This window comes from Xanthomonas dyei (genome assembly GCF_002939865.1).
GTDB lineage: Bacteria > Pseudomonadota > Gammaproteobacteria > Xanthomonadales > Xanthomonadaceae > Xanthomonas > Xanthomonas dyei.
Window position 1 is genome coordinate 108621 of record NZ_MDEE01000002.1, and the last position, 25127, is coordinate 133747.

Here is a 25127-nt window from a genome sequence, read left to right on the forward strand (position 1 = left end):
TCGCCCAGGGTTCCGCCCTGGGGCACCCAGCCATTACTGAATACGCAAGGGACACCACATGAGCGTTGACGCAACTGCGCCGACATCCGCTTCCACCCCGCCGCAGCCGCCTGCGCCTCCCGAGTTCCCCACACTGCTTGGCCACCCCCGGCCGCTGTGGATGCTGTTCATGACCGAGTTCTGGGAACGCTTTGCGTTCTACGGCATTCGCTGGGCGCTGACGCTCTATATCGTGGCCGAGTTCTACAACGGGTCTGGTGTCGGCGAGGCGCCGGCCAACCGGCTCTACGGCGCCTATCTGGCGCTGGTCTACGCCTCGGCACTGTTTGGGGGCTTCGTCGCGGATCGATTGATCGGCTACCAACGCTCACTGTTGATCGGTGCAGTCGTCATGTCGGTCGGTCTGTTCCTGATCGCGGTGCCGAACGACCAGGTGTTCAAGATCGGCCTGGCGACCATCATCGCCGGCAACGGCCTGTTCAAGCCGAATGTCTCGACCATGGTCGGTAAGCTGTATCCGCTCAATGACCCACGCCGGGATTCGGGATTCACGATTTTCTACATGGGCATCAATGCGGGCGGCTTCGTTGCGCCGATCCTGACCGGCCTGCTTGCCGACAAGCTGTTCGGCACTGAAGCGATGCCGGCTTACAAGTACGTGTTCATCGCCTCCGGCGTGGGCATGTTGATCAGTCTGGTCTGGTTCTGGATGGGGCGTCGCCAACTCGGACCGGTCGGTTTGCCGCCGGTTGGCGGAGAAGGCATGGGCCGAACGCTGGCGGTCCTGGTGGGCACGATTGTTGCCATTCCGGTCGCCTACGGGCTGCTGCTGATCGATGCCAGCATCCTTGGTTGGATCCTGACCATTCTGTTCCTTGCCCTGTGCGGACTGATCCTGTTCGAAGGCATCCGTGAAGGCAAGGTACAACGCGATCGCGCTGTCGCCATGCTGATCGTCTTTGTGTTCAACGTGATGTTCTTCATGTTCTTCGAGCAGGCGGGCAGTTCGTTCAATTTCCTTGCCCAGAACATCGTCGAGCGCGACCTGGGCGGCTGGATGTTCCCGGTGGGTTGGTTCCAATCGGTCAATACGTTGGCAATTCTGGTGCTTGGCCCGGTGTTCGTGTGGCTGTGGGTCGCGCTGAAATCGGCCAACCCGTCAATCCCGCGCAAGTTCGGCTTGGGTCTGATCTTCAACGGTCTGGCCTTTGCACTGCTGATGTACGCCTTGTCGGCCCTGGTCGACGATGCCGGCAAGATTCCCTTCTGGACGTTGTTCATGGTCTATGTCATCCAGACCGTCGGCGAGCTGTGCTTGTCTCCGATCGGCTTGTCGATGACAACCAAGCTGGCGCCGGCCAAAGTGGTCGGTTTGGCCATGGGAGGCTGGTTCCTGTCGGCCGCGATTGGTAACAATCTCTCCGGAATCTTCGCTTCCGCGGTAAGCGGCGAGACCGGCATGACCGTCGCGTCTGCATTGAAGGGCTACACTTTTGGCTTCTGGTCGTTGATCGCTGCGGGGGTGTTGCTGCTGCTGATTGCCCCATTGGTCAACAAGCTGATGCATGGTGTGAAGTGAGGAGAAAAGCGATGCCGATCAAACCCATTGTCTGTGGCCTGCTGCTGGCCGGTCTGTTGAGTGCCTGCGGGCAGCACGCCGAGCAACAGGAGGCGCCACGGCCGCTGGATACGTCGATGCAGAAGCCACCCAGTGCCGACCCCAGCCAGCCGGTGTCCTCGGGCAATACGCCCACCGCAGCCGACATCGCGGCGGCGGCCGCGCTCAATGCGCAGTACGACCCGTCGCGCGATCCGGCTGCCGATCTGGAAACGGCCAAGGTCGAGGCCAAGCGCGGCGGCAAGCGCATCGTACTCAACGTGGGCAACGCCGCCTGCGAGCCGTGCAAGACGCTGGACGAGCTGATGGGCGGCGATGCAGAGCTGCGCAGCTTCCGCGATGCGCATTTTGTGGTGGTCAAGGTCAATCGCGATGCGGCCAACGAAAACGCCGCGTTCCTGTCGCAGTTTGCTCAACTCAACGACTACCCGTCGCTGTTGGTGTTGGACAACGACGGCAAGCTGCTGACCACGCAGACCAGCCCGGAGCTGCGCAAGGGCGAGGGCTTCGATCGCAAGAAGCTGTTCGACTTCCTCAAGCAGTGGGCGCCGCCGGAAGCCTGATCTCCTGCGAATGCGTCATACAAAAACCCCGCACTGCTGCGGGGTTTTTTGTGGATATCTGTCCAGGCGCGGTGTCCGAAGACCACGCAGATGTGCATGGACCTTTGCATGCGATGCCCGCTGACGCGAGCGGGTTGGGCATCGCCGCCTGCAATAACGCAGTGCCCGCAGCGATCGCGCAACACACTCGGCGACGTCGGCGTCAGCCGCGTGCCTTGCAGCGCGGCGTACCCGCGCCCAACCCGATCAACGCAGCGCTGCACGAACGCCAGCTGCCGTCCTGCAAAGCGAAGCTCAGTCCTTGCCGGCCATGCGCGGTAGCCCATCCTTGGCCAGCCGGTCGATCAGCCGTTCCAGCGTTTGCTGTTCTTCATCACTGAACACCGACATCAGCCGTTGTTCCATTTCGTTGACCAGCGGTGCGACGGTTTCGTACACCTGGCGCCCGGCCGGCGACAGCGCCAGCATCGAGCGGCGGCGGTCGTCGCCGTGGGTCTCGCGGCGGATGAAGCCCCGTTCCAGCAGCCGCGCCACCGCGCGACTCACGGCAACTTTGTCCATCGCGGTGCGGTCGGAGACCTCGCTGGCCGACGAGCCCGGATACAGCGCCAGGATGGTGATCACCCGCCACTCGGGAATGGCCATGCCGTAGCGGTCGCCGTAGACCTTGGCGATGTTGGCGCTGATGCGGTTGGACAGCACGCTGAGGCGATACGGCAGGAACTGCTCAAGGTTGAGCAGCACGGGATGTTGCGGCGGGTTGGAGATGTCGTGATCGCTCATGTTGCACTGTGTCTTGATTTTGGTTTCATTTGCAACTACAAACGAGGGGTGGCCTGCGCATTCTCGCGGGTCTTCTGCCACCCCGCATAGCCCCGCGGGCCGCCTAGCGTGGAGAAACGACGATGAGCGCACAACCGAACACCACTGTAGCCCGCCCCGATCCGGGGATGCAGGTCACCACCTTCGACAATCCGATGGGAATCGACGGGTTCGAATTCGTCGAATTCGCCGCACCCGCCGGCCAGGCCGCACAACTGCACGAGTATTTTCGCAAGATGGGCTTCAGCGCGGTGCTGCGCCACCGTAGCCGCGCCATTACCGTCTATCGCCAGGGCGGGGTCAATTTCCTGCTCAACGAAGACCCCGACGCGTTTGCCGCCGATTTTGCGGCCGCCCACGGCCCCTGCGCCTGCGGCTTTGCCATCCGCTTCCGCACCCCGGCCGACACCGTGCTGCAGACGGTGCTGGGCAACGGCGGCGAAGCGGTGCAGAACAAGCCCCAGACGCGCGCGGTGCCGGCACCGGTGGTCAAGGGCATCGGCGATTGCATGCTGTATCTGGTGGACCGCTATGGCGATGCCGGCAGCATCTACGACGCCGACTTCGAGCCCATCGAAGGCGCCGACCAACACCCGGCCGGCTTCGGCCTGACCTTCATCGACCACCTCACCCACAACCTGTATTTCGGCAACATGCAGCGTTGGTCGGATTACTACGAACGCTTGTTCAACTTCCGCGAAATCCGCTACTTCGACATCAAGGGCGCCAAGACCGGCCTGGTGTCCAAAGCGATGACCGCGCCCGATGGCATCGTGCGCATTCCGCTCAACGAATCGTCCGACCCCAAGAGCCAGATCAACGAATATCTGGACGCCTATCAGGGCGAAGGCATCCAGCACATCGCCTGCTTCACCGACGACATCTACGCCAGCGTGGAAAAGATGCGCGCCGCCGGCGTGAGCTTTCTGGATACGCCGGACACCTATTTCGACGTGGTGGACCTGCGCATCCCCGATCACGGCGAAGACGTCGCGCGTCTGCGCCGCAACAAGATCCTGATCGATGCGGACGTGGACACCAAGCAGCGCAAATTGCTGCAGATCTTCACCACCAACAGCATCGGCCCGATCTTCTTCGAGATCATCCAGCGCAAGGGCAATGAAGGCTTTGGCGAAGGCAATTTCCAGGCGCTGTTCGAGAGCATCGAGCGCGACCAGATCAAGCGCGGGGTGCTTTGAGGGCGGGGATTGGTGATTCGCCGTTCGAGATTTGTGGTCGGTGCCATTAGCTGCGTCGGCGCGGGTTTGAAGTGGTGCTGATTGTTGCGGTGTCGCGCCTGTCTGTCCGTCAGGTCGAATGTAGTTCCGGTGCTTATGAGACGAAGCGTTAGGCAAGTGGCCGCAATCGAGTACGCCCAGGCAAGGTGTTTTTCTGACAACACAGGGCAACGAAGACGCGCGTGGTTAAAGCCCCTCTCCCTGCGGGAGAGGGGTTGGGGTAAGAGTACGGTGGAGCGATGAAAATCAAACCGCCATTACCCACCGTTGCGCTCACCAACGCGCGTGCGTTACGGGCAGGGATGACAGAAGCAGAGCATGCGCTTTGGCGCTGTCTCCGCAGCAATCAGCTACAAGGTTGCAAATTCAGGCGTCAGCATCCGATTCCGCCTTACATCGCAGATTTTTGTTGCATCGAACTAATGTTGATTGTTGAACTGGATGGATCGCAGCACCCAGCATTCAGCGATCAGGCAAGGACGCGGTGGTTGCAGTCCAAGGGATGGACAGTGCTGCGCTTCTGGAACAACGATGTGTTGCTTTCGCTGGATGCGGTGGTCGAGGCGATCTTCAAGATGGCCGCTACACCGTACCCTCACCCCAACCCCTCTCCCGACGGGAGAGGGGCTTGATTCACCCCAAGCCCAGCCTTCTGCGGTCGAGGAGGAGGGGCAACATCCGGACGCGCCACCATGCACAACCAGCAGCATTACATGACCGGCTTCGGCAACGAGTTCGCTACCGAAGCGGTGCCGGGCAGCCTGCCGGTCGGGCAGAACTCGCCGCAGCGCGTGGCGCACGGGCTGTATGCCGAGCAGTTGTCGGGCACCGCGTTCACCGCACCGCGCGGCGAGAACCGGCGCAGTTGGCTGTACCGCATTCGCCCGGCGGCCGTGCATGGCAGCTTCTCCCTGATCGAGCAGTCGCAGCTCCACAACGCGTTCGGCAGCGGGCCGGTGCCGCCGGATCAACTACGCTGGAGTCCGTTGCCGCTGCCGACCGCGCCCACAGATTTCATCGATGGCCTCTACACCATGGCCGGCAATGGCGGCCCCGAGGCGATGACCGGGGTGGCCGTGCACCTGTATGCGGCCAACGCCTCCATGCACGATCGCTTTTTCTATAACGCCGATGGCGAGTTGTTGCTGGTGCCGCAGCTGGGCCGGCTACGGGTGCACACCGAGCTTGGCGTGCTGGAGCTGGAGCCACAGCAGATTGGCGTGATTCCGCGCGGCGTGCGCTTCCGTGTCGAGCTGCGCGACGACACCGCGCGCGGCTATGTCTGCGAAAACTTCGGTGGCTTGTTGCGCCTGCCCGACCTGGGCCCGATCGGTGCGAACGGCCTGGCCAATCCGCGCGACTTCCAGACCCCGCACGCCGCCTTCGAGCAGCGCGAAGGCGCGTTCGAGCTGGTGGCTAAATTTCAGGGCCATCTATGGCGTGCGGACATCGGGCATTCGCCCTTGGATGTGGTGGCCTGGCACGGCAATTACGCGCCGTATCGCTACGATCTGCGCCGCTTCAACACCATCGGCTCGATCAGTTTCGATCACCCCGACCCCAGCATCTTCACCGTGCTGACCTCGCCCAGCGACACGCACGGCACGGCCAACATGGATTTTGCGATCTTCCCGCCGCGCTGGCTGGTGGCGCAGCACACCTTCCGCCCACCGTGGTTCCACCGCAATGTGGCCAGCGAGTTCATGGGATTGGTGCATGGCGTGTACGACGCCAAGGCCGAGGGCTTCGCACCCGGCGGCGCGTCGCTGCACAACTGCATGAGCGGGCACGGCCCGGATGCGGCAACCTTCGACAAGGCCTCGCAGGCGGATCTGTCGCGCCCGGACGTCATCGCCGAGACCATGGCCTTCATGTTCGAAACCCGCGCGGTATTACGCCCTACCCAGCAGGCGCTACAGGCCTCCCATCGACAAGGCGACTACCAGCAATGCTGGTCCGGCTTGCGTGCAGGGTTCAAGGCACCGACATCTGGCTCGGTGGACTAAGCGCGGCTAGCAAAACGGCTGCGCTCACCGCCAGGCGGGCGCGGCCGGTGCTCGGTGCGGCACATTCCCTCGTGCGATCCGGTTTTGAGTGCGCAGCCCACACGCACCTGACGACTGCTCGCTACGGTTTCTTGACTGCTCCACGCGCGCCGATCAAATCGGTTTGCGCCGCCGGCAATAGCGTGCAATCGGGGCCGACGTTTCCAACGCGGGCACTGCCGTGCCGTCGCCTCACCGGCACCCATTGCACGCTCACGTGCATTCAGCGCAACGCAGGTGCTGGCGTGCTCTTGGCCATTGGCTTGGCATCGCCGCTGCGACGGACTGCGACGGACTGCGACAATAGCAGGCAGCGTTGGTCTCGGCGATCGCCAGGAAATGACCGAGTGCTTGGAGTTCATCGCCGACATTCGCGTGCTGCGCTCCAAAATCGCATCCGCGTGCCGGCCGGCATCACGCAGCCTGCAACGCATCCGGCAGTAGCTCTTCGATCCGGGCGCGCACGCGTTGCGTATACGAAGCCGAGGTGAATTGCGGAAGTTCACGCAGCGCCGTATTGATGGCGATGCCGATCTCCGGTTCCGCGCGTGCGGCCTGCAACTGCCGGTGCAATACCACCGCCACCGGGTTGCGCTGCAACTGCAGGATGTCGAGCAGGTACAGGCGCGCGTTGGTGGCAGCCCGACGGCGCAGGCGTTGCAGGTCTTCTTCGGTGGGCGTAGTGACTGGCGGCGCGTGGACAGTCGCGGGCGCTGCAGAAAGCGGTGCCACCGCCCGCATGGGAGCAGTCATACGCGATGCACTGGCTGGCGCATCTTCAGCGTCGGTCAGGTATCCCAGTGTGCACAGCGTCTGCACCAATACGGCTCCGTTGTCGCCTAGCAACAGTGCCAGTGACGTCAGATCGCGCTGCCCATCGGCCAGGATCAACGCACGGCGCTGCAGTAACGTCAGTGGGCTGCGGTGCGATTGCAGCGCGGTCAGGGCGAGCTCGGTCTTGCGTGGGGTCATGGCGGCAGTCCTGCGAAGCCGACAGCGTGACCGCTGCCAATGAAGCGCCGATGACATCACCGCGACGGCAGGTAGCTGCGGCCTGCACATCGCCGCGATGCCGGCTGTGTAGGCTGGGACAAGGCCTACTGGAGCGCATCGATGACACGCAGACTGCTTGGTTGGATAGGTGTGGTGCTGGTGGTGGCCGGCTGTCATCGCGGCGACGATGTGCCGGCTGCGCAAGCGCCGGCCGATACCGCGCATGCACCGGTCGCGTCTGCCAACGATCAGCCCGCAGACGCAGTGCCGCCGGCAACCGCCCCGCCCGGCACGTTTCCCCCGCATCTGCGTCAGCAGCCCACCACGCTAGCGCGGATGGATGGCTACGGCGACCTGTGGTTGGGCATGGATGCCGTACAGGCGCGCAAGGCCTGGGGTGGCGAATTGCGTGGCGACACCGCCAGCGACGGCGGCTGTTACGTGCTGCGCCCGCAGTGGGCCGATGACGCGCGTCGATTCGGTTTCATGTTCGAAGGCGATCACCTGGTGCGTTACCAGACCAACGAGCCGAAGGAAATCGCGCCCGGCGGCGGCAAGGTCGGCATGACGGTGGCGCAGCTGCGCGCGCTGTATCCCGAGGGCTTGGACGCACAGCCGCACAAATACCTGCCCGGTGCGCAGACGCTGCGCCATGCCGATGCTGCGAGGCAGTCTGCGCTGGTCTTCGAGACCGATGCCGGCGGCACGGTCAGCAGCTGGCGGGTTGGGCAGGCACCGCAAGTCGATTATGTGGAAGGCTGCGGCTGAGCTGCGCGCCACATCGTATGCCGGTGTGTGCGTGTCGCTGCAGATGCAGCCGCTGCAGCCACGGCGGAATATCACGCTGGGGTAGATGGGTGCTGCTGGCGCCAGCAGCGCTACTGACCATGGATCGGCCGTGCCCTGCTGGTTCAACCGCCGACGGGCGCCGCGGATGAACGATGTAAAGGGGATCGTGGTCGAGGTTTACCGGAGCGCTATCAACACACACTCAACGCAGGGTTTTCTGCGCTCCGCACAGACGCTGTATCGCAACCCCTGAAGTAGCGTTGCATCTATCGCGGGTGCCGCAGCGTCACCGTCAGATTGCGTATTGCGTACTGAGCAAAATCGCGCACTCGCGTCACCGGTGCCGCGCGAGATCACCGCTTAGATGCAGGCCGCTCATGTTGCTTGGCGGTCTCTGCGTTCCCGCCGACATCACCTTCGGTGGCCGGCGTTGGCAGGCCTTCTTTTTCCATATCGCCGTGATTGGGTACTTCCGGGCGGTCTTCCATCATCAACGACAACGCAGCCTTGGCCATCATGTGCGCGCTGATCGGCGCGGTGATGAACAGAAACACGGTGATCAGCAGCTCGCGCGGTTGCGGGTCCACGCCCAGGAACAGGTGATACCCCACCGAGCCCAGCAGCACACAGCCCACGCCCAGCGTGCTGGCCTTGGTCGGCGCATGCAGCCGTTTGAAGAAGTCCGACAGTTTGACCAGCCCGAACGCACCGATCAGGATGAAGAAGGTACCGACCAGCAGCAGCGCGCTCAGCAGATATTCGGTGAGTGCGATCATTCGACGATATCCCGACGCAGCACGTACTTGCTCAGCACCACGGTGCTACCGAAGCCCAGCATCGCAATCACCAGCGCCGCCTCGAAATAGATCGGCGAATCCAGATACATGCCCAGCAGCATCAGTTCGGCGATGGCGGTGATGGACAGCGTGTCCAGCGCCAAAATGCGGTCGGGCACCGTCGGCCCGCGTAGCAGCCGCCATAGCGCCATCAGGATGGCCAGGCCCACCGTGTGCATGCAGATGACGATGGTCGATTCGATGAACATATGACCGGTCATGGAAAGATCTCCATCAGAGGCTTTTCGTAGCGGGTCTTGATCTCGGCGATCAACGCGTCCGGGTCGTCCAGATGCAGCACGTGCACCAGCAGGTATTTGCGGTCGTCCGACAACGCCGCCGACACCGTGCCCGGCGTGAGCGTGATCATGCTGGTCAGCGCGGCAATGCCATGGATATTGGCGATATCCAGCGGCACCCAGATAAACCCGGGATGGATGCGCGATTCCGGGCCCAGCACCTGGATGGACACCTTGATGTTGGAACGCACGATGTCGGCGGCCACCACCAGCAACATGCGCGGTACCGAGCGCAACGAGCCGATGCGGGCGAATTCGCGGTCCAGCCGTGCAGCGAAGATCGGCACCACCACGCCCAACAGCGCGCCCAGCACCCACTGCTGCGGCCCGAAGCTGTCGCTGAGCAGCAGCCAGAACACGAAGACCATCACGCTCAGCGGCGCCGATGGAAACAGCCGGCGTTGCCACGAAACTTGTGCGGTCATGGCTGCCTCCGCTGCGGCGTGGTCGCGCGCACCTGATCAACGTAGGCACCGGGGTCGCGCAGCTGCGCGGCGGCGGCATCGGTGTAGCGCATCAGCGGGTCGGCAGCGACCGTCATCGCCACCAGCCCGGTCAGCAGCAGGATCGTGGCGGCGGTCTCCACCGGCCGCATGCGGCCGCGCCGCTGCGGTTGCAGGGCTGGCGTGTCCTCCACTGCCTCCGGCACGCGCCAGAACAGCCGCACGCCAGCCCGGGTCAAACCGATCACCACCAGCAGGCTGCTGCCGAGAATCGCGCCCCAGACCGGCCCGACCAGGCCGTCGGGCACATGCTGCAACAAGGCCGCCTTGGCGAGAAATCCGGACAACGGCGGCAGGCCAGCCACTGCAATTGCAGCGATCAGGAACATCGCGCCGGGGATCGCCCGCCCCGGCAGCGGCGCCACCACTTCCTTGCGGTCGCTGGCGGTACCACGACGACGCCGGATCAGGTCCGACACCAGGAACAAGGCCGCGGCCACAAAGCTGCTGTGCGGCAGGTAGTACAGACCCGCGCCCAACGCGCCCGCATCATCGAGCGAGAAGGCGATGAACAAGGTCGCTGCCGAAAACACCACCAGATACGACACCATCACCCGCAGCCGCGATGCGGCCATCACTCCGAAGGCGGCCATCAGCAGCGTCGCAATGCCCAGCCACAGCAGCGCATGCCGGCCAAAGCCATGCAGCGCGCCGGCACCGGCGCCAAACCACAGCGACGACACGCGCAAGGTTGCGTACAGCCCGACCTTGGTCATGATCGCGAACAGCGCAGCCACCGCGGCCGGCGCACGCGAGTAGGTTTCCGGCAGCCACAAGTACAGCGGCAGCAACGCGGCCTTGCTGCAGAACACCAGCAGCAACAATCCCAGCGCAGCCTTGGCCAGCGGCACGTCCTGCGCCGGCAGCTCGGCAATGCGCTGCGCCAGTTCGGCCATGTTGAGCGTGCCGAACACCCCAAACACCAAGCCCAGCGCAATCAGAAACAGCGTCGACGCGCACACGTTGAACACCACGTAATGCAGGCCGATGCGCATCTGCAGGCCGCGCCCGCCACTGAGCAACAGCCCGTAGGAGGCGATCAGCATCACTTCGAAGAACACGAACAGGTTGAAGATGTCGCCGGTCAAAAACGCGCCGTTCAAGCCCATCAGCTGGAACTGGAACAAGGCATGGAAGTGCGGCGCGCGCCGGTCCCAGCCGGCGCAGGCATGCAGCAGGCAGGCCGAGGCCAGGATCAAGGTCGTCAACAACATCCAGGCCGACAGCCGGTCGCCCATCAGCACGATGCCGAACCGCGCCGGCCAGTCGCCGAGCAGATACACCAGCACGCCGCCATCGGCGGCACGTGTCAATAACGCGATTACCGCGGCCGCCAGCAACGCCATGCTCACCCAGGCCACGCTTCGTTGTACGCGCGGTCCATAGCGGCGGTGCTCGACGAACAGCGATGCGGATGCGCCCAGCATCGGGATCAGAATCGGCAGGATCAAAAGATGATTCATCGCCGCGCCTGCCGCGTGTCCATGCCGGTGGCGGCATCTTCATGCGCATCCACATGGTCGCTGCCGTTATCGCTGCGGCTGCGGATCGCCAGCACCAGGCTCACCGCCGTCATCGCAAAAGCGATCACGATCGCGGTCAGCACCAACGCCTGCGGCAACGGGTCGGTGTAATGCTGCAGGTCCATCGGCACGCCGTCGCGCAGCACCGGCGGCTGGCCACTGCGCAGCCGCCCACCGGCGAAGATCAGCAGGTTGGTCGCATACGACAGGAAGGTCATCCCCAGGATCACATCGAAGCTGCGCGCACGCAGCAGCAGATAGATCGCCAGTGCGGTGAGGACGCCGATCGCGCTTGCCACTGCCAATTCCATCAATCCTGCTCCGCGGTGCGTGTCGAACGTTGGGTGGGGTCGATCTCGCCGCGCTGCGAACTGCGCGTGCGCGAGGGTTTGATCGTGCCCATCATCGACAGCATCAACATGGCCGCACCGAACACCACCAGATACACCCCGGTATCGAAGCCCAGCGCGCTGGCAAGTTCCAGCTCGCCCAGCAACGGCAACGGGATGTTGGCGTGCCCGCTGCTCAAGAACGGCAAGCCGAAGAGCAGCGAGCCGGCACCGCTGAGCAATGCGCACAACAAGCCGATGCCGATCAGCCGGATGTAGTCGAAGCCGAAGCGCGACTCCACCGATGCGGCGCCCTGGATCACGTACTGCATCAGCAACGGCACCGCCAGCACCAGCCCGGCGATAAAGCCCCCGCCGGGTGCGTTGTGCCCGCGCAGGAACAGGAACAGCGACACCGTCAAGGTCAGCGGGAACATGATCTGCGCCAGATCCGCCGGCACCGGCAAGCGTATCGCCGGCCCCGGCATGTTGCGTTCCGGTGCCATGCGCGAGCGTCGCAACAGCGCATGCACCACCAAGCCTGCAATCGCGAACACGGTGATCTCACCAAAGGTGTCGAAACCGCGGAAATCCACCAGGATCACGTTGACCACGTTGCGGCCATACGCCTCAGGCAGTGCGCGTTGCAGCAGTTCGCCGGCAACCGTGTGGCTGGATTGCGTCATCAAGGTGTACGACAACGCGGCCAGACCGGCGCCGCCCACGATCGCTATGCAGACATCGCGAATCTTGCGCAGCCGCGCGCGCTCGGGCAGCGAGCGTTCGGGTAGGTAATTCATCGCCAGCAGCATCAGCACCAGCGTCACCATCTCCACCAGCAGCTGTGTCAGTGCCAGATCCGGCGCGGACAGGAATACGAAAGTCAGGCTGACCGCCAGCCCGGTGCCGCCGAGTACCAGCACCGCCAGTAGGCGCTGCCTGTACAAAAACAGGCTGCCCAGCGCGCAGGCGATCAACAGCAGCCAGACCATCCAGCCCAGCAACGGCATCGGGGTGGGTGCCGGCCAGGCCGGCAGCGTGCCGCCCTGCAGGAACGGCACCAGCGCCACCACCACCGCACTCAGCACCAGCAACATCAGCATGCGCTGCAGATTGCCGTTGGTGATCGTGTCGGTCATGTGCGTGGTGGCGGCAAATAGCGCACGTAGATTCCAGTGGAACACCGCCTTGCCGGGCGAGCGATTCTGCACCGCATACAGATCCAGCATGCGGCGGATCGCCATGTAGAGCAGCGTGCCGCCGATCATGCCGGCGATGCTCATGGCCAGTGGCCAGTTGAAGCCGTGCCACAGCGCCAGACTGTAGTCGGGCAAGCGGTCGCCAAGAATCGCGCTGGCACCGGCGCGCAGCACCGGCGCCACCGTCCACGCCGGCACGATGCCGACCGCCAGGCAGATCAGCACCAGCACTTCCACCGGGATCTTCATCCAGCGCGGCGGCTCGTGCGGCGTGGTCTCCAGCGCGCGTGGGCCGTCGCCGAAGAAGGTGTCGTGCACGAACCGCAGGCTGTAGGCCACGCCGAGCAGGCCGGCCAGCAAGGCCGCAATACTCGCCAGTATGCGCATCAGCTGCGGCGCTTGCGTGTCCAGCGCCACCGCAAAGAACATTTCCTTGGACAGGAAGCCGTTGAGCAGCGGAATGCCGGCCATCGCCAGCGACGCGATGATTGCCAACGCACTGGTGAACGGCATCAAGCGGCGCAGATTGCCCAGCCTGCGCATGTCGCGCGTGCCGGTCTCGTGGTCGATGATGCCCGCGGCCATGAACAACGACGCCTTGAACACCGCGTGGTTGAGGATGTGGAACACGCCCGCCACCACGGCCATCGGTGTCGACAGGCCGAACAGCATCGTAATCAGGCCAAGATGCGAGATGGTGGAGTAGGCCAGCACGCCTTTGAGGTCGTGCTGGAAGATCGCGTACCACGCACCCAGCAACAGCGTGATCGCGCCGATACTGGTGACGGTGTAAAAAAACAGATCGGTGCCGGCCAGTGCCGGATGCAGACGCGCCAGCAAAAACACCCCGGCCTTCACCATCGTGGCCGAGTGCAGGTACGCCGACACCGGGGTGGGCGCGGCCATCGCCTGCGGCAACCAGAAGTGGAACGGAAACTGCGCGCTCTTGGTAAAGATGCCCAGCAGTACCAATCCCAATGCAGACGGATACAGCGGGCTGGCGCGGATCACCTCGCCTGCGGCCAGCACCGCATCCAGCTGAAAACTGCCGACGATGCGGCCGAGCATCAGCACGCCGCCCAGCAGCGCGAGCCCACCGCCGGCGGTCAGCACGAACGCCATGCGCGCGCCCTCGCGCGCATCCTTGCGGTGCGACCAAAACCCGATCAGCAGGAATGAACTGATGCTGGTGAGTTCCCAGAACACCATCAGCAACAGCAGATTGCCCGACAGCACCATGCCGAGCATCGCGCCCATGAACAGCAACAGATAGGCGAAGAAGCGCGACGCGCTATCGCGTGCGCTCAGGTAGTAATGCGCATACATCACCACCAGCGCGCCGATGCCCAGCACCAGCAGCGCGAACATCCAGGCCAGCCCATCGAGCCGCAGCGAGAACATCAACCCGATCTGCGGCAACCACGCATGCTCGCTACGGATCACCTCGCCGCGCAGCACTGCCGGCGTCAAGCTGGCAAGCACCAGCAAGCCGACCAACGGCGCGGCCGCGGCCAACCACGCAGTGAGCGAACGTGGCGCGCGCGCGAACAGCACAGCGGCGGCGGCCATCACAAAGGGCAGCGCCAGCAGAATTTCCAACGGAAAAAGCATGCAGGGAACACATAGATTCGCGAGCAGGCTAGAGAGTTTAACAAAACGTTGACTGACGCCCGTGTCAACGCCGGTGGCGTGCATGCGAGGGCTTCCCCGCCAAACGGCAGGCGCATCGGCCTGAGGGACTCGGTATGCTGCTGTCATTCATCACCGCGTAGTTTCCCTGTGACCGCTGCCCATCCCGCTCCGTCCACCGCTGTGTCTGCGCCGCGTGCCCTGGTGTTCGGCGGCAGCGGGCAGATTGGCGAGCGCCTGTTGACCCGGCTGTTGAGCCGCGGCTGGCAGGTGACGGCATGGTCGCGGTATCCGCGCGCAGCGCGCTCCGGGTTGATCTGGCGGCAAGGCGATCTGGCCGTGCCGGCCGCCGCGGGCGAGGCGTTCGAGGTGATCTTCAGCTGCGGACCGCTGGACCACTTCGCCCGCTGGTATGCCGAAAACCCGGTGGCCGCACCACGCATCGTGGCGTTCGGCTCCACCAGCGTGGAGGTCAAGGAACATTCGATCGATGCGGCCGAGCGCGACGTGGCGCGACGGCTGGCGCATGCCGAACAGGCGCTGTTTTCTGCAGCCATGGCGCGTGGCGCCACCGCTACCGTGTTGCGCCCGACCCTGGTCTACGGTGCCGGACGCGACAAGACGCTCACCCAGATTGCCGGCCTGGCGCAGCGCACCGGCGCCTTCGTGCTGCCCGCCAATGCCACCGGTTTGCGTCAGCCGGTGCATGTGGACGACCTGGCCAGCGCGGCGCTGGCGGTGATCGGCCAAGTGGCGACCCAGCAACGCAGCTACGCGGTGGGCGGCGGCGAAGTGCTGGCTTACACGCAGATGGTGGAACGGGTGCTGGAGGCGCTGCCACGGCCGGCGCGGCTCTATCAGGTGCCACCGGGCCTGTTCGGGTTGGCGCTGACTGCCGCGCAACGCCTGGGCCGCCTGCGTGGCATGAACGCAGCGGTGCTTCAACGCATGCGCGACGATCTGGTATTCGACCTGGAACCGGCACGTCGCGATTTTGGATACGCCCCGCGCGCGTTCCGCCCATTGCCAGAAGAGCTCGGTATCGGCGAGTAAGCGATTGCGCACGCGTCCGGTCGCGGTGTTGAGCAGCGCATAGCGGGTTCGACGCGCCGACAGTCGCAGTGGTCACGCGCGACTAACAAACCGTAGCGAACAGTCGTCAGGTGGGTACGGACGTCGCACTCAGAACCGGAAGGTGCGCGTGGTACATGCTGCATCGAGCATCGAGCATCGAGCACCGGCCGCCTGGCAGTGAGCCCAGTCGTTTTGTTAGCCGCTTTAAACGGGATGACAGCTGCGTGGCCTCGCATCTGCCGGGCCTATGCGCTCACCGCACTCAGTAGCGCCAACCCAACTGCCGATACACCTTGGCCAGCACCCAGATCGGCCCGATCAGCAGATAGGTCAGATCGGTCAGAAAGCTCGGCTTGCGGCCTTCGATCTTGTGGCCGACAAATTGCGCAATCCACGCCAGCACGAACACCGTCAGCGCGGTGGCGAATAATCCGGTCAGCCCAACCCGGCCTTCGATCAACCGGCACAGGCAGCCGAAGAAAAAAAAGATGCCCAGCATGCCCAGCCCGAGCGGGCGCGACAGCCGGTTGTAATACGACCACGCCGCAAACATCGACAGCGCCGCCCACACGCCACTGCTGAACCAGGTGCCGCCCACCGGAATGCACCACAGCAGCCCCACCACCGACCACAGGATTGCCGGCACCGCCACCACGTGGATCAGCTGATTGGTGTCGTTGCGGTGATCGTCGGAATAGCTGGCGAAATAGCGCTCGATCGGTCGTGCGGTCGTGGTGCGTTCGGTCATGTTCCCTCCCAGGAATGACCCAAGCATACGCGTGCGAACGGCCGCAGTGGCACTACGCCGGTGACCGGGCCCCACCACGCCCCAATGGCGTGGGGAGGCCCGGACAGCATCAGTTGACCGACACCGCACTCCAGGCGGCGGCCACCGCACGGTACTGGGTGGAGGTGCCGCCATACAGATCGGTGGCCGCGCTCAATGTCGCCCGACGTGCGGCCGCGTAATTGGTGGAGGACGTCATATAGACGGTGAGTGCGCGATACCAGATACGGCTGGCCGCAGCCCGGCCGATCGCCGTCAATGCGGTATTGCCGTTGCAGACCAGCCCGGCCGGGGTCACGTTGTAGCTGGTGCCTGCGCCGAAACCGCTCGGCACCACCGCGCCTTCGGCCAACAGGTAGTAGAAGTGGTTGGCCACACCGGAGCTGTAATGCACGTTGAGCGAGCCCAGGCTGCTGCTGTAGCAATCCGGCGAATCGCCGTCCAGGCTCGGCTTGAACATGTAGCGCAACGCCAGCGTGCCAGTGCTGTTGCGGGGAATGATTTTTTCGCCGATCAGGTAATTGCCAGGCTCGGTCGGGTTATTGGCGTAGTACTCCACCATGCTGCCCATGATGTCGGAGGTGGCTTCGTTCAACCCTCCGGATTCGCCCGAATACACCAGCCGTGCCGAGCGGCTGGTCACGCCGTGGGTCATCTCGTGGCCGGCCACATCCACCGACACCAGTGGCGTCAGGCTGCTGCCGTCGCCGTCGCCGTCGCCGTCGCCGAAGGTCATGCAGAAGTAGTCGTCCGACCAGAATGCATTGTTGTAGCGGCTTCCGTAATGCACGCGGCTGCGCGCGCCCTTGCCGTCGTTGGCGATCCCGGTGCGCGCGTGGGTGTTCTTGAAGTAATCCCAGGTCAGCGCCACGCCGAAGTGCGCGTCGGCAGCCACCGTGACCGTATCGCTGGTAGCGCCGTTGCCCCAGGTGTTGTCGGCATCGGTGATCAAGGTGCCGTTGCCGGAGGTGGCATTGCGCAGGTTGTAGGTGGCGCCGCCACCGCGGCTCAGATCGGTCAGCTCATACCCGCTGCTGCAACGCGTGGTCGACAGCGCCACGCTGCCCGCATACAGCGAGCGTCCGGTACCGGACGCACTGGTGCCGCCCGCGCATGCGGTATGCACCGTGTCCCAGGATTCGAGAATGCGTTGATCGGCCGCATCGACGATGTAATGCATTTCGGTCGGCGTCTGATCGGGTTTGATACCGCTATAGATCACTTCATACACCAGTCGCGGTGCGCCTTGCCGCGCGTACAGCGCAAGGCTGGCGCGTGGCGCGGCAGCCTGCGGCACATCGAATTGCGCACCAGCTACGCGCAATGCGGTGGCCGTATCGATGCCCGGCAGCAGGCTGGGACGCAGGTTGGTGTCCATGGTTTGACTCAACTGCCGCATCACTCCGCGCCGCGAATGCACCACCACATCGCCGCCGATGACCGGCAAACCCTGATAGGTACGATCGAAGCGCACATGCTCGGTGCCATCGGCATCGACGATGCTGTCGCGCGCGATAAAGGCATCGGCCGGTGCACGATTGGCCAGCGCTGCGGCGTTGTTTCCCAGCAGGGACTGCGCGCGCGACACGGCCGCGTTGGCAGACAAATCAGCAGCGGTAGCGACAGCAGAAAACGATAGCGCGCAGCAGATTGCCGCGCCCAATACATGGAATTGCATGACGACTCTCTCCAGAAAACGTGCAATGCAAAGACCGACGGCACCCCCCCGACAGCCGGTCGCCGATGGCACCTTGGGTGCCGGCAGCTACGCTTGCACAGTCCCGAACTGGACATTAGTAAAAATTACGGATGTGTTGCGTTCTGTGCGCCCGGCCACTTTGCGATGCGGACCGCATCGCAGAGATGTGCCTGTCCCACTGCGTGCAGGGCATCTGCACGTTTGCGTCTGCGCAAGCTCTCTATGTGTTCAACAGGTTTCGTGGGAAATGCGCCCAGGTGCGCGGAGTGCGGCAGACAAGCAAGGCGAACGACGCGTCTCCATGAATGCAACATTCAAATGGATGACGTCTCACTTCTAGGCGAGTGCATAGAGCCCTGGGCAGGTACAAGGCAGGCACAAAAAAGCCGGCCATGCAGGCCGGCTTCGTTGCGCTGCGAAACCTTAGCGGCCGCCGATGGCGACCTTCTGCTGCTCTTCGTGCGCCGGTTGCTGCTGCGGCTGGCCGGACAGCAACTGCGCGCTGGTCTGCTCCAATGACGGAGCAGGCTGGTTCAGATCCACCGCCGCACGGAACCCTGGCGTGGTCCCCATCACGAACGCCTTGCCGTCCTGCACCGTCACGCTTTGCAGTTTGTCTGCGCTGTCGATGCCGTTCTGCTTGGCCTGCAAGGTGACGTTGGCAGCGGTCTCGTGGGAGATCATGCTCGGCAGCTTGGTGCGAATCGCGTTGTGCAATGCATGGTCAGGATGCGATGCATCGTTGAGCGACGGACCTTTCGGCGCCGCAACTGGCGCGTCGGCCGCTTTGGCCGCAATCTGCGCCGCAGGCACCGACAACGCAGCCCGCGTATCGCGGCCGACGACACCGTCCTGCTGCAGCCCATGCTGCTTCTGGAATGCCATCACCGCCTCGCGCGTGTTGTCGCCAAAGCGACCATCCTCGGCAAGCCGATTACCCTGCGCATCGCGTACGCCAAGGCGGTTGAGATCCTGCTGCAGCTTGCCGACATCGCCACCCTGCTCGCCGTGACGCAGCGTGCCATTGCCGGCCGGTGTGGCTGGCTGGGATTGACGAGCGCCGGACTCCTGCTGATGGCCCTGATTCCAGAACGTCTCAGGACTGGTCAGCTTGCCGTTGGCATCGCGCAGTTGGTAATGCACATGCTGCGCGTACTGGCTGTTACCGTTCGGGCCGCGTCCACCCATCGTGCCGATGGCATCGCCCGCGGACAGCGTCTGACCTTCTTTCACCTTGAGTGCGTCCAGGTGCAGGATCTCGTGCGAGTTACCCTGCGCATCGCGAATCTTGACGGTGCCGTAGTTGCCGCCTGCGAAGGTGACGGTCCCGGAGACCGGCGCATGCACGGTCGGGTGCTGCAAATTGCGGCCTGTCTGGCCACCCTGGTAGTTGAAGTCGGTCCCGCCGTGCGGCCCGTGGCTGCCGCGGTGCTCGCCATAATGACCAGTGATATGCGGATCGGTACGGCCGTGACCAGGCAGCATGCGCTCCATCGTGTGCTGAAAATTGCTGCGAGCGCCATGGCTGGATTCGGCCTGGTGCATCGCTGGTGCCGGTGCCGGTGCCGGCCGGTCCACCGCATTGCCCTGCGTTTGGGCAAGACGCTGTTCGACAAACTGGGTGTAGTTGTCCAAATGAGGGGCAATCTCGCGCCGCGACAGCGCAAGGCCACCATAATCCTTGCTGGGACCATCGTGGTGATATTTGTAGATGTAATCCTCACCCTGGCCGCGGCTGCGCGCAAGGTCGCGGTTATCGATGAAATGTTGCACCAATGCCTGCGACTGCGTTTGCACGTCGAAGCGGTTGGACGCGTTGACCCCGTAATGCGCGCCAGTGCGGTCAATGAACTGACCCAGGCCCGAGGCAGACGTCGTGCCCGCAGCGGCATCGGGATTGAAGCCTGATTCAACGCGGGCGATGGCAAGAACGTAAGCGGTCTCGCGCGCGGAAAGCCCGGCATCCCGCGAGGAATCGATCAGGCTGTCGATCACTCTGGATTGGGTCTGTGGACTGGCATCGCCCCAGCGCCGGGACTCGCCGTGCAGCCGGCCATCGGTGCTGTCGATGGGCTCGCGATAATGGCTCCAGGCTTTGATTCTGTCGCTGCTGTATCCAGCGCCGCGGGGCTGGACCATATCGGTGTAGATCGTATCGTCGGTCATGATGTGCGTTCCTTTCTATGAGACAGATTCTTCCGTGTCGGGGGTGTTGCTCCATGTACTGCGTACTTCATTCGCCATGCACCAGATCCGTGACGGTGCATGCGCATCTCTTGCTCCAGTCAAGACTGGAACGGCAATAGCTCGGGGTGCTTCAACCCCAGCTGTTCAAGCATGTGTTCGTAGTCGTCGTTGTTCGGGCTTTGCTGGCCGTCCTGCTCGAGAAGCGGCGGGGTGGCGTGATTGAGCAGCTTTCCCGTGGCGTCGTAGAGGAAGAACCACTCGCAGAATTCGCAACCATAGGGCAGCTCGCCGTACTGGACGACAGCGTAGGCGGTCCCCTTGCCATCTTCCGCACAGCCAATCCCGACCGGCGTGTATTCCGCCATCTCGGCAGGTGCCGGCAAGGTCTGGCGTTGGCCCTCGCGTTCCATGTCCACCCGTGTCTTGGTGGACGTTCCGTCTTGTGAAGGCAGTGCAGTCAATTGCAGGCGCATGCCGCGGCATTCCTTGATCATGTCGTTTTGTCCTGGTCGGACCGCTTCCGCTGAAACAGCAGGTTGGGGAGTGGGCGCCGCCGCCGGCGCGCTTGGGGCACTCGTTGCGGACATCGGTTTGTCGCCGCAGGCAGACAAGCACAGCGTCGCAGCGAGCACAGGTAACAGAAACATGTCACGTCGCATCGGTTGGCCTCCTTGGAGGTCTCATCAAAGTATCTCGCCCTGTGCCCACTCCAACGGAACGCCTGCCGGCGGTTGACGTCGCGTCGAAAGTGGCGTCAACGCGTCCGTCTGTAACGTCCGCCGCGTGGGTTCTACCGGCTACCGAGTTACAGCGACTGGTCGTCCACCTTGACCAACGTCCAGCACGGACGCTGAGCGAACTGGTAGACCTGCTGGTCGCCGGTGTTCGGTGTGCGGACCAGCACCTGGCGACCGCCGGCGTCCTCGGAGACGACGACTTCGCGGCCGCCGTTGCGGACAGCGTCCAGGTTGGGGATGACCGGCCACTCGACCTTTGCGAGCGGAACCTCGCGCGTCACCGGTGCCGGCTCGGGCTGCGCCTCCGGGTCCAGCTGGACCATGGTGAGCGGATCGGCGGTGGCCTTCTCCTGCACAGCAATCTCCGCACTGAAGCGCTTCAAGAACGCGGAGAAGTCGGCCTCCGGGCAACGCGCTGCCGGTGCCGGCGCGGTGGCTGCGACGGTGGTCGCGGGCGCGGCGGCGGGTGGCGAGCCTGCGGCTGCCGGTGGCGCCTGTGCGGAGCAGGCCGCAAGCGCCACGCTCAATACCAGAGCGGTCAGGGTAGTACGGTAACTAGCCAATGGGATCCTCCTGATCGTGTGGGGGCAGCATGCGCGCGGCGAGAGTCTATCGGCGGCGCGGTTGCAGTGTGTGAAAAACCCGCAGTCGGAGCATTGGCGCGAGTGAAGAGGCTGCGCAACGCCGCGAGCACGCAGCCGTGGTTTCGAGGGATGCGGCCGTTCCGATACGGCACACAGACTCCGCTGATCGAACCACTGTGTCACCGGGACCATCTGTCGGCGCACGTGTGCACTGCACTCCTCTCAGCATCCCCGATGTGCCGAACGTAACCTAGAGCGGCTGACAAAACTCCTGTGCTCACCGCCAGGCGAGCGCGGCCGGTGCTCGGTGCAGCGTGCACCACGCGTACACTCCGGTTTTGAGCGCGCCGTCCAAACCCGCCTGACGACGACGCGCTACGTTTTATAAACCGCCCTAAATCCCGTTCGAAAAAACGTCCAGCGCATCTGCATCGACCCAGCCCTGTGCACAGTCGCCGACATAGCGGCCCTGCGCAGCGAGCCGACAGGCCGCGCCGCCAGTTGGCTTCAAACGTGTGATCGGCCTGTCGCCATACGTTTCACACAGCGTCGCGTTGTTGCACGCAGCGACACTGCTCGCCGGGATCGCGACCACGTAGTAATAGCGCGGATTCTGCCCGGTGCGGGCGACGCCCTGGACGCAGACGAGTTGACCTTGCGTCAGGCTGGCAGTGGCGGTTGCGGTGCTGCCGGTGGCTGGCACGGTATCGCGTATGTCGGCGCCCGTTGCACGCGCGACGCCTGCGAACAATCCCGTGTCACCGCAGTCCGATAACAGCTCCACATCATAAAAATCGCCTGTATCGATATTGCCTGCCGTGCAGCCTGTGCCAGAGAGTGGGTTGGCACACGTCACGCCACTGACCTTGATTGCCGCTGCGAATGGCTGACCGACAGCAGTCACCGGTGCCGGGGCTGCCGGCAAGGGGCGTGCTGCGGCCTGCGTAGAAATCGGCTCGCCAGCGCTGCATGCCATTGCCGCAAACAACGCAGGCAGCATGACGCAAGACAATGGCGTGAGGCGGTTGTTTGAGGGATGCGACATCGTCAAAACCTGGCTGCTGGATGTGATCACTATTGCAACAGGCCTCTGGGAGAACTCTCACGCATCATCAAACGCGCGCCATGTCTTGTTTCAAGCGCGCATTAGCGATCGATGCGTTACCGGTCCCTCCAGCGCCGACTCCGATAATCGACGACCGCAAAAAACTAAAGCCCCGCACTCGGGGCTTCAACGCATCAATCGACTGAAATACCCGCAAGCCGCTGCAGCGCTTCTGCATATTTGGCGCGTGTGCGGTCGATGACGTCGGCCGGCAGGCTCGGGCCCGGTGCGGTCTTGCCCCAGTCCAGCGTCTCCAGATAATCGCGCACAAACTGCTTGTCGTAGCTTGGCGGGCTGGTGCCCACTTCGTACTGATCGGCCGGCCAGTAGCGCGACGAATCCGGGGTCAGCATCTCGTCCATGATGTACAGGCGGCCATCGGCGTCGGTGCCGAATTCGAACTTGGTGTCGGCCAGCAAAATGCCGCGTTCGGCAGCAAAATCTGCGGCGAAGCGGTAGATGCGCAAGGTGGCATCGCGTACGCGTTCGGCCAGTTCGGCGCCGACGGTCTTGACCATCGCATCGAAGTCGATGTTTTCGTCATGGTCGCCCACGGCGGCCTTGGTCGACGGGGTAAAGATCGGCTCGGGCAGTTTCTCGGCCTGGCGCAGGCCGTCGGGCAATTCGATGCCGCTGACCTTGCCGGTGCGCTGATAGTCCTTCCAGCCGCTACCGATCAGATAGCCGCGCGCGATCGCTTCCACCGGCACCGGCTTGAGCTTGCGCGTGACCACCGCACGTTTGGCGTACAGCGCCGGGTCCACGCCGTCGGGCAGCACCTGCTCCACCGCGATGTTGACCAGGTGGTTGGGCATCAGGTGTTCGGTCTTGTGGAACCAGAAATTGGAGACCTGGCACAGCATCTCGCCCTTGCCGGGAATCGGGTCCGGCAACACCACATCGAACGCGGACAGGCGGTCGGTGGCCACCATCAATAGATAGTCGCCGGGCGGCGCGTTGGCGGGCAGGCGGTCGCGGGGAATATCGAAGACATCGCGGACCTTGCCACGATGACGCAACGGCAGGCCGGGCAGATCGGATTGCAACAGCGTGGTCGACACAGGCACTCCTAATGACGTCGCTATGACGCTGTCCCCGGGACCCGGCGGGCCCGCGGGTGGGCAGCGGGCCGCGTAGTGTACGGCGCTTCGGCGCGCCCCGCTGGATTTATTGGCGGCTGCCGTGCACCGGTTGTGGACGGCCCGTCAGCTAGGCCAGGCGGGCGTTCGGGTAAGATCGCCAGCCCGCCTTGCCACCCCCGATTACTCATGTCCTGGTACGGAAAATTGCTCGGCGCATTGGCCGGCGCCTTGCTGTTCCGCGGCGCGCCATTCGTGGGGCTGATGATCGGCCTGGCCATCGGGCACGCGGTGGATGCCGGCTGGTTCAAGCGGCGCGCGGAAAACCCGTACGAAGCCCTGGGACTGGAGCCGGACGCGACCACGGCCGAGATCGATCTGGCCTATCGCCGGCTGATGTCGCGCTATCACCCGGACAAAGTGATCAACGCCGAGCCGGAGGCGCGCCGCCAGGCAGAGAAAAAAGCCAGTCAGATCAACGCCGCGTACGACCGGATCCAGCGGCTGCGCAAGCGCTGAGTGGCAGAGGTGAACGCATTGCGCGTTCAACAGGTCGTAGCAAGCAGGGCCGCTGCCCATCCCGAACAGAAACAGCGCCACCCAGGCCGAGCCCAGGTGGCGCTGCCGTCAGCCCTGTATCAGAAGCGATACGTCGCCGTCAGCCGCACTGCATTGGTCGAAAAGTCGGTGTCGGTGCGACGCAGGTCGGTACCGGCCGGATTGACCCGCAGGAACGGGTTGGTGGCAGGTGCGGTGCCTGGACCGACGCGCACGCGGGTGTCTTCGTCCTGCAGGCGGGTGAACAGATATTCCACGCCCACCGAGACATGGTCGCTCAAACGACGCTGCAGGCCCACGCCAGCCTGGTAGCCGTCGGCGCTGTCGCCGCCGCTGCCGGTGAAGCTGTTGGCGGTGTTGCTGCTGGCAAAGCTGTGGTCGAACTCGCCGCGCGCCACGCCGGCGGTGAAGTACGCCAGATAATCGCCCTGCGCACCGAACGCATAGCCGATCCGGCCGCGCAACGCGGCGGTGCGGTTGAGCTGGCGGGTGAAGGTGTACAGCGCAGGCGTGGTGCTGAAGGCGCTGACGCTGTCGCGGATGTCGTTGCGGGTGTACTCGGCCACCACGCCATAGACCCAGTTGCCGGCCTGCCAGTCGTAGCCCAGCCGCGCACCGTATTCGGCGCCGCCCTTGTCCTTGCTGCAGCCGCTGGCCGGCGTGCGCCCGGCCGCCGCCCCACCGCAAAAGCCCGGCGAGAACGCATTGGCGCCGGTGGCGGTGCTGACCTGGTCGACGTCGCGGCCATCCAGGTTGGTATCGAAGCCGAAACGGCCGCCGGACACGCCGGCAGGATCGGCACCGCCCACATTGGCGCCAACGGAGAAGCCGGACCAGTCTGCCGGGCCGGTTTGTGCCCAGGCGGATGGAGCGAGGGCCAGCAACACGATGGCGGCGGAGGCGAGCGGGGTGGTTTTCATGGAGTTTCCTC

The 25127-nt window shown here is 64.1% G+C and carries 24 protein-coding genes and 2 other RNA genes; 9 read left to right on the plus strand and 17 right to left on the minus strand.

Annotated features, from left to right (window positions below; translation table 11 throughout):
• Positions 1 to 58 precede the first annotated feature (58 nt).
• Both XdyCFBP7245_RS03025 and XdyCFBP7245_RS03030 read left to right on the plus strand, forming a co-directional pair.
• Entirely contained in the window at positions 59 to 1579 is a 1521-nt protein-coding gene (locus XdyCFBP7245_RS03025) for a peptide MFS transporter (RefSeq protein ID WP_104614333.1), read from the plus strand.
• Between the two features lie 11 nt (positions 1580 to 1590).
• Positions 1591 to 2181 (plus strand): thioredoxin family protein, encoded by a 591-nt coding sequence (locus tag XdyCFBP7245_RS03030; protein ID WP_104614334.1) that lies wholly within the window; start codon positions 1591 to 1593, stop codon positions 2179 to 2181.
• 294 nt (positions 2182 to 2475) lie between these two features.
• On the opposite strand, the gene XdyCFBP7245_RS03035 is transcribed toward XdyCFBP7245_RS03030, so the two are convergent.
• A complete protein-coding gene (locus XdyCFBP7245_RS03035) occupies positions 2476 to 2964 on the minus strand; it encodes a MarR family winged helix-turn-helix transcriptional regulator (RefSeq protein WP_104614335.1) in 489 nt (162 codons plus the stop codon).
• 122 nt (positions 2965 to 3086) lie between these two features.
• Here XdyCFBP7245_RS03035 and hppD point away from each other — a divergent pair, with 122 nt between their 5' ends.
• The 3 genes from hppD (at position 3087) to hmgA (ending at position 6247) form a co-directional block, all read left to right on the plus strand.
• The gene (gene hppD / locus XdyCFBP7245_RS03040) at positions 3087 to 4202 is read left to right on the plus strand and encodes a 4-hydroxyphenylpyruvate dioxygenase (protein ID WP_211287633.1); all 1116 of its coding nucleotides are present in this window, start codon (positions 3087 to 3089) and stop codon (positions 4200 to 4202) included.
• Between the two features lie 278 nt (positions 4203 to 4480).
• Entirely contained in the window at positions 4481 to 4873 is a 393-nt protein-coding gene (locus XdyCFBP7245_RS03045; RefSeq protein ID WP_104614337.1) for an endonuclease domain-containing protein, read from the plus strand.
• 60 nt (positions 4874 to 4933) lie between these two features.
• The gene (hmgA, locus tag XdyCFBP7245_RS03050; protein ID WP_104614338.1) at positions 4934 to 6247 is read left to right on the plus strand and encodes a homogentisate 1,2-dioxygenase; all 1314 of its coding nucleotides are present in this window, start codon (positions 4934 to 4936) and stop codon (positions 6245 to 6247) included.
• A 453-nt stretch (positions 6248 to 6700) separates the two neighbouring features.
• Here hmgA and XdyCFBP7245_RS03060 read toward each other — a convergent pair whose 3' ends face one another.
• Positions 6701 to 7258 carry a hypothetical protein gene (locus XdyCFBP7245_RS03060; protein WP_104614340.1) on the minus strand — a complete coding sequence of 186 codons (558 nt, stop codon included), beginning with the start codon at positions 7256 to 7258 and terminating at the stop codon, positions 6701 to 6703.
• A 141-nt stretch (positions 7259 to 7399) separates the two neighbouring features.
• Here XdyCFBP7245_RS03060 and XdyCFBP7245_RS03065 point away from each other — a divergent pair, with 141 nt between their 5' ends.
• Positions 7400 to 8047, plus strand: a complete 648-nt coding sequence (locus tag XdyCFBP7245_RS03065; protein ID WP_104614341.1) for a lectin — start codon at positions 7400 to 7402, stop codon at positions 8045 to 8047.
• Positions 8048 to 8421: 374 nt separating this feature from the next.
• Here the strand turns inward: XdyCFBP7245_RS03065 and XdyCFBP7245_RS03070 are convergent, their stop codons facing one another.
• The 6 genes from XdyCFBP7245_RS03070 to XdyCFBP7245_RS03095 are packed head-to-tail and all read right to left on the minus strand — an operon-like array spanning position 8422 to position 14368.
• Positions 8422 to 8844, minus strand: a complete 423-nt coding sequence (locus tag XdyCFBP7245_RS03070; RefSeq protein WP_104614342.1) for a Na+/H+ antiporter subunit G — start codon at positions 8842 to 8844, stop codon at positions 8422 to 8424.
• Entirely contained in the window at positions 8841 to 9125 is a 285-nt protein-coding gene (locus tag XdyCFBP7245_RS03075; RefSeq protein WP_055853273.1) for a K+/H+ antiporter subunit F, read from the minus strand. Before XdyCFBP7245_RS03075 ends, XdyCFBP7245_RS03070 begins: the two co-directional genes overlap by 4 nt.
• Entirely contained in the window at positions 9122 to 9628 is a 507-nt protein-coding gene (locus XdyCFBP7245_RS03080; protein WP_104614343.1) for a Na+/H+ antiporter subunit E, read from the minus strand. The genes XdyCFBP7245_RS03075 and XdyCFBP7245_RS03080 overlap by 4 nt, the downstream gene beginning before the upstream one ends.
• The gene (locus XdyCFBP7245_RS03085; protein WP_104614344.1) at positions 9625 to 11169 is read right to left on the minus strand and encodes a monovalent cation/H+ antiporter subunit D; all 1545 of its coding nucleotides are present in this window, start codon (positions 11167 to 11169) and stop codon (positions 9625 to 9627) included. Before XdyCFBP7245_RS03085 ends, XdyCFBP7245_RS03080 begins: the two co-directional genes overlap by 4 nt.
• Positions 11166 to 11540, minus strand: coding sequence for a Na+/H+ antiporter subunit C (locus XdyCFBP7245_RS03090; RefSeq protein ID WP_104614345.1), 375 nt, complete (start codon positions 11538 to 11540; stop codon positions 11166 to 11168). Before XdyCFBP7245_RS03090 ends, XdyCFBP7245_RS03085 begins: the two co-directional genes overlap by 4 nt.
• Positions 11540 to 14368, minus strand: coding sequence for a monovalent cation/H+ antiporter subunit A (locus tag XdyCFBP7245_RS03095; RefSeq protein ID WP_104614346.1), 2829 nt, complete (start codon positions 14366 to 14368; stop codon positions 11540 to 11542). Before XdyCFBP7245_RS03095 ends, XdyCFBP7245_RS03090 begins: the two co-directional genes overlap by 1 nt.
• Positions 14369 to 14536: 168 nt before the next feature.
• Here XdyCFBP7245_RS03095 and XdyCFBP7245_RS03100 point away from each other — a divergent pair, with 168 nt between their 5' ends.
• Complete coding sequence (locus XdyCFBP7245_RS03100; RefSeq protein ID WP_104614347.1) at positions 14537 to 15439, plus strand: NAD-dependent epimerase/dehydratase family protein; 903 nt, start codon at positions 14537 to 14539, stop codon at positions 15437 to 15439.
• Positions 15440 to 15519: 80 nt separating this feature from the next.
• On the opposite strand, the gene XdyCFBP7245_RS03105 is transcribed toward XdyCFBP7245_RS03100, so the two are convergent.
• The 6 genes from XdyCFBP7245_RS03105 to XdyCFBP7245_RS03130 form a co-directional block, all read right to left on the minus strand.
• A non-coding RNA gene (locus XdyCFBP7245_RS03105) (sX9 sRNA) lies at positions 15520 to 15596 on the minus strand.
• 126 nt (positions 15597 to 15722) lie between these two features.
• Complete coding sequence (locus tag XdyCFBP7245_RS03110) at positions 15723 to 16208, minus strand: Mpo1 family 2-hydroxy fatty acid dioxygenase (protein ID WP_104614348.1); 486 nt, start codon at positions 16206 to 16208, stop codon at positions 15723 to 15725.
• A 109-nt stretch (positions 16209 to 16317) separates the two neighbouring features.
• Positions 16318 to 17925, minus strand: a complete 1608-nt coding sequence (locus tag XdyCFBP7245_RS03115) for a M4 family metallopeptidase (RefSeq protein ID WP_104614349.1) — start codon at positions 17923 to 17925, stop codon at positions 16318 to 16320.
• A 444-nt stretch (positions 17926 to 18369) separates the two neighbouring features.
• Entirely contained in the window at positions 18370 to 20112 is a 1743-nt protein-coding gene (locus tag XdyCFBP7245_RS03120) for a peptidoglycan-binding protein (protein ID WP_104614350.1), read from the minus strand.
• A 119-nt stretch (positions 20113 to 20231) separates the two neighbouring features.
• A complete protein-coding gene (locus XdyCFBP7245_RS03125) occupies positions 20232 to 20627 on the minus strand; it encodes a hypothetical protein (RefSeq protein ID WP_104614351.1) in 396 nt (131 codons plus the stop codon).
• Between the two features lie 311 nt (positions 20628 to 20938).
• On the minus strand, positions 20939 to 21433 hold the full coding sequence (locus XdyCFBP7245_RS03130) for a hypothetical protein (RefSeq protein WP_104614352.1): 495 nt from the start codon (positions 21431 to 21433) through the stop codon (positions 20939 to 20941).
• Positions 21434 to 21768: 335 nt separating this feature from the next.
• On the opposite strand from XdyCFBP7245_RS03130, the gene XdyCFBP7245_RS03135 reads away from it, so the two are divergent.
• Positions 21769 to 21845, plus strand: a non-coding RNA gene (locus XdyCFBP7245_RS03135) — sX9 sRNA.
• Positions 21846 to 21848: 3 nt separating this feature from the next.
• On the opposite strand, the gene XdyCFBP7245_RS03140 is transcribed toward XdyCFBP7245_RS03135, so the two are convergent.
• Positions 21849 to 22499: a hypothetical protein gene (locus XdyCFBP7245_RS03140; RefSeq protein ID WP_104614353.1), complete on the minus strand. Its 651-nt coding sequence runs from the start codon at positions 22497 to 22499 to the stop codon at positions 21849 to 21851.
• Between the two features lie 194 nt (positions 22500 to 22693).
• Positions 22694 to 23620 carry a phosphoribosylaminoimidazolesuccinocarboxamide synthase gene (locus XdyCFBP7245_RS03145; protein ID WP_170068477.1) on the minus strand — a complete coding sequence of 309 codons (927 nt, stop codon included), beginning with the start codon at positions 23618 to 23620 and terminating at the stop codon, positions 22694 to 22696.
• Positions 23621 to 23827: 207 nt separating this feature from the next.
• Here XdyCFBP7245_RS03145 and XdyCFBP7245_RS03150 point away from each other — a divergent pair, with 207 nt between their 5' ends.
• Positions 23828 to 24157, plus strand: a complete 330-nt coding sequence (locus tag XdyCFBP7245_RS03150; protein WP_055853254.1) for a J domain-containing protein — start codon at positions 23828 to 23830, stop codon at positions 24155 to 24157.
• Between the two features lie 119 nt (positions 24158 to 24276).
• Here XdyCFBP7245_RS03150 and XdyCFBP7245_RS03155 read toward each other — a convergent pair whose 3' ends face one another.
• Positions 24277 to 25116, minus strand: coding sequence for an outer membrane protein (locus XdyCFBP7245_RS03155; protein ID WP_104614355.1), 840 nt, complete (start codon positions 25114 to 25116; stop codon positions 24277 to 24279).
• Between the last annotated feature and the right edge of the window lie 11 nt (positions 25117 to 25127).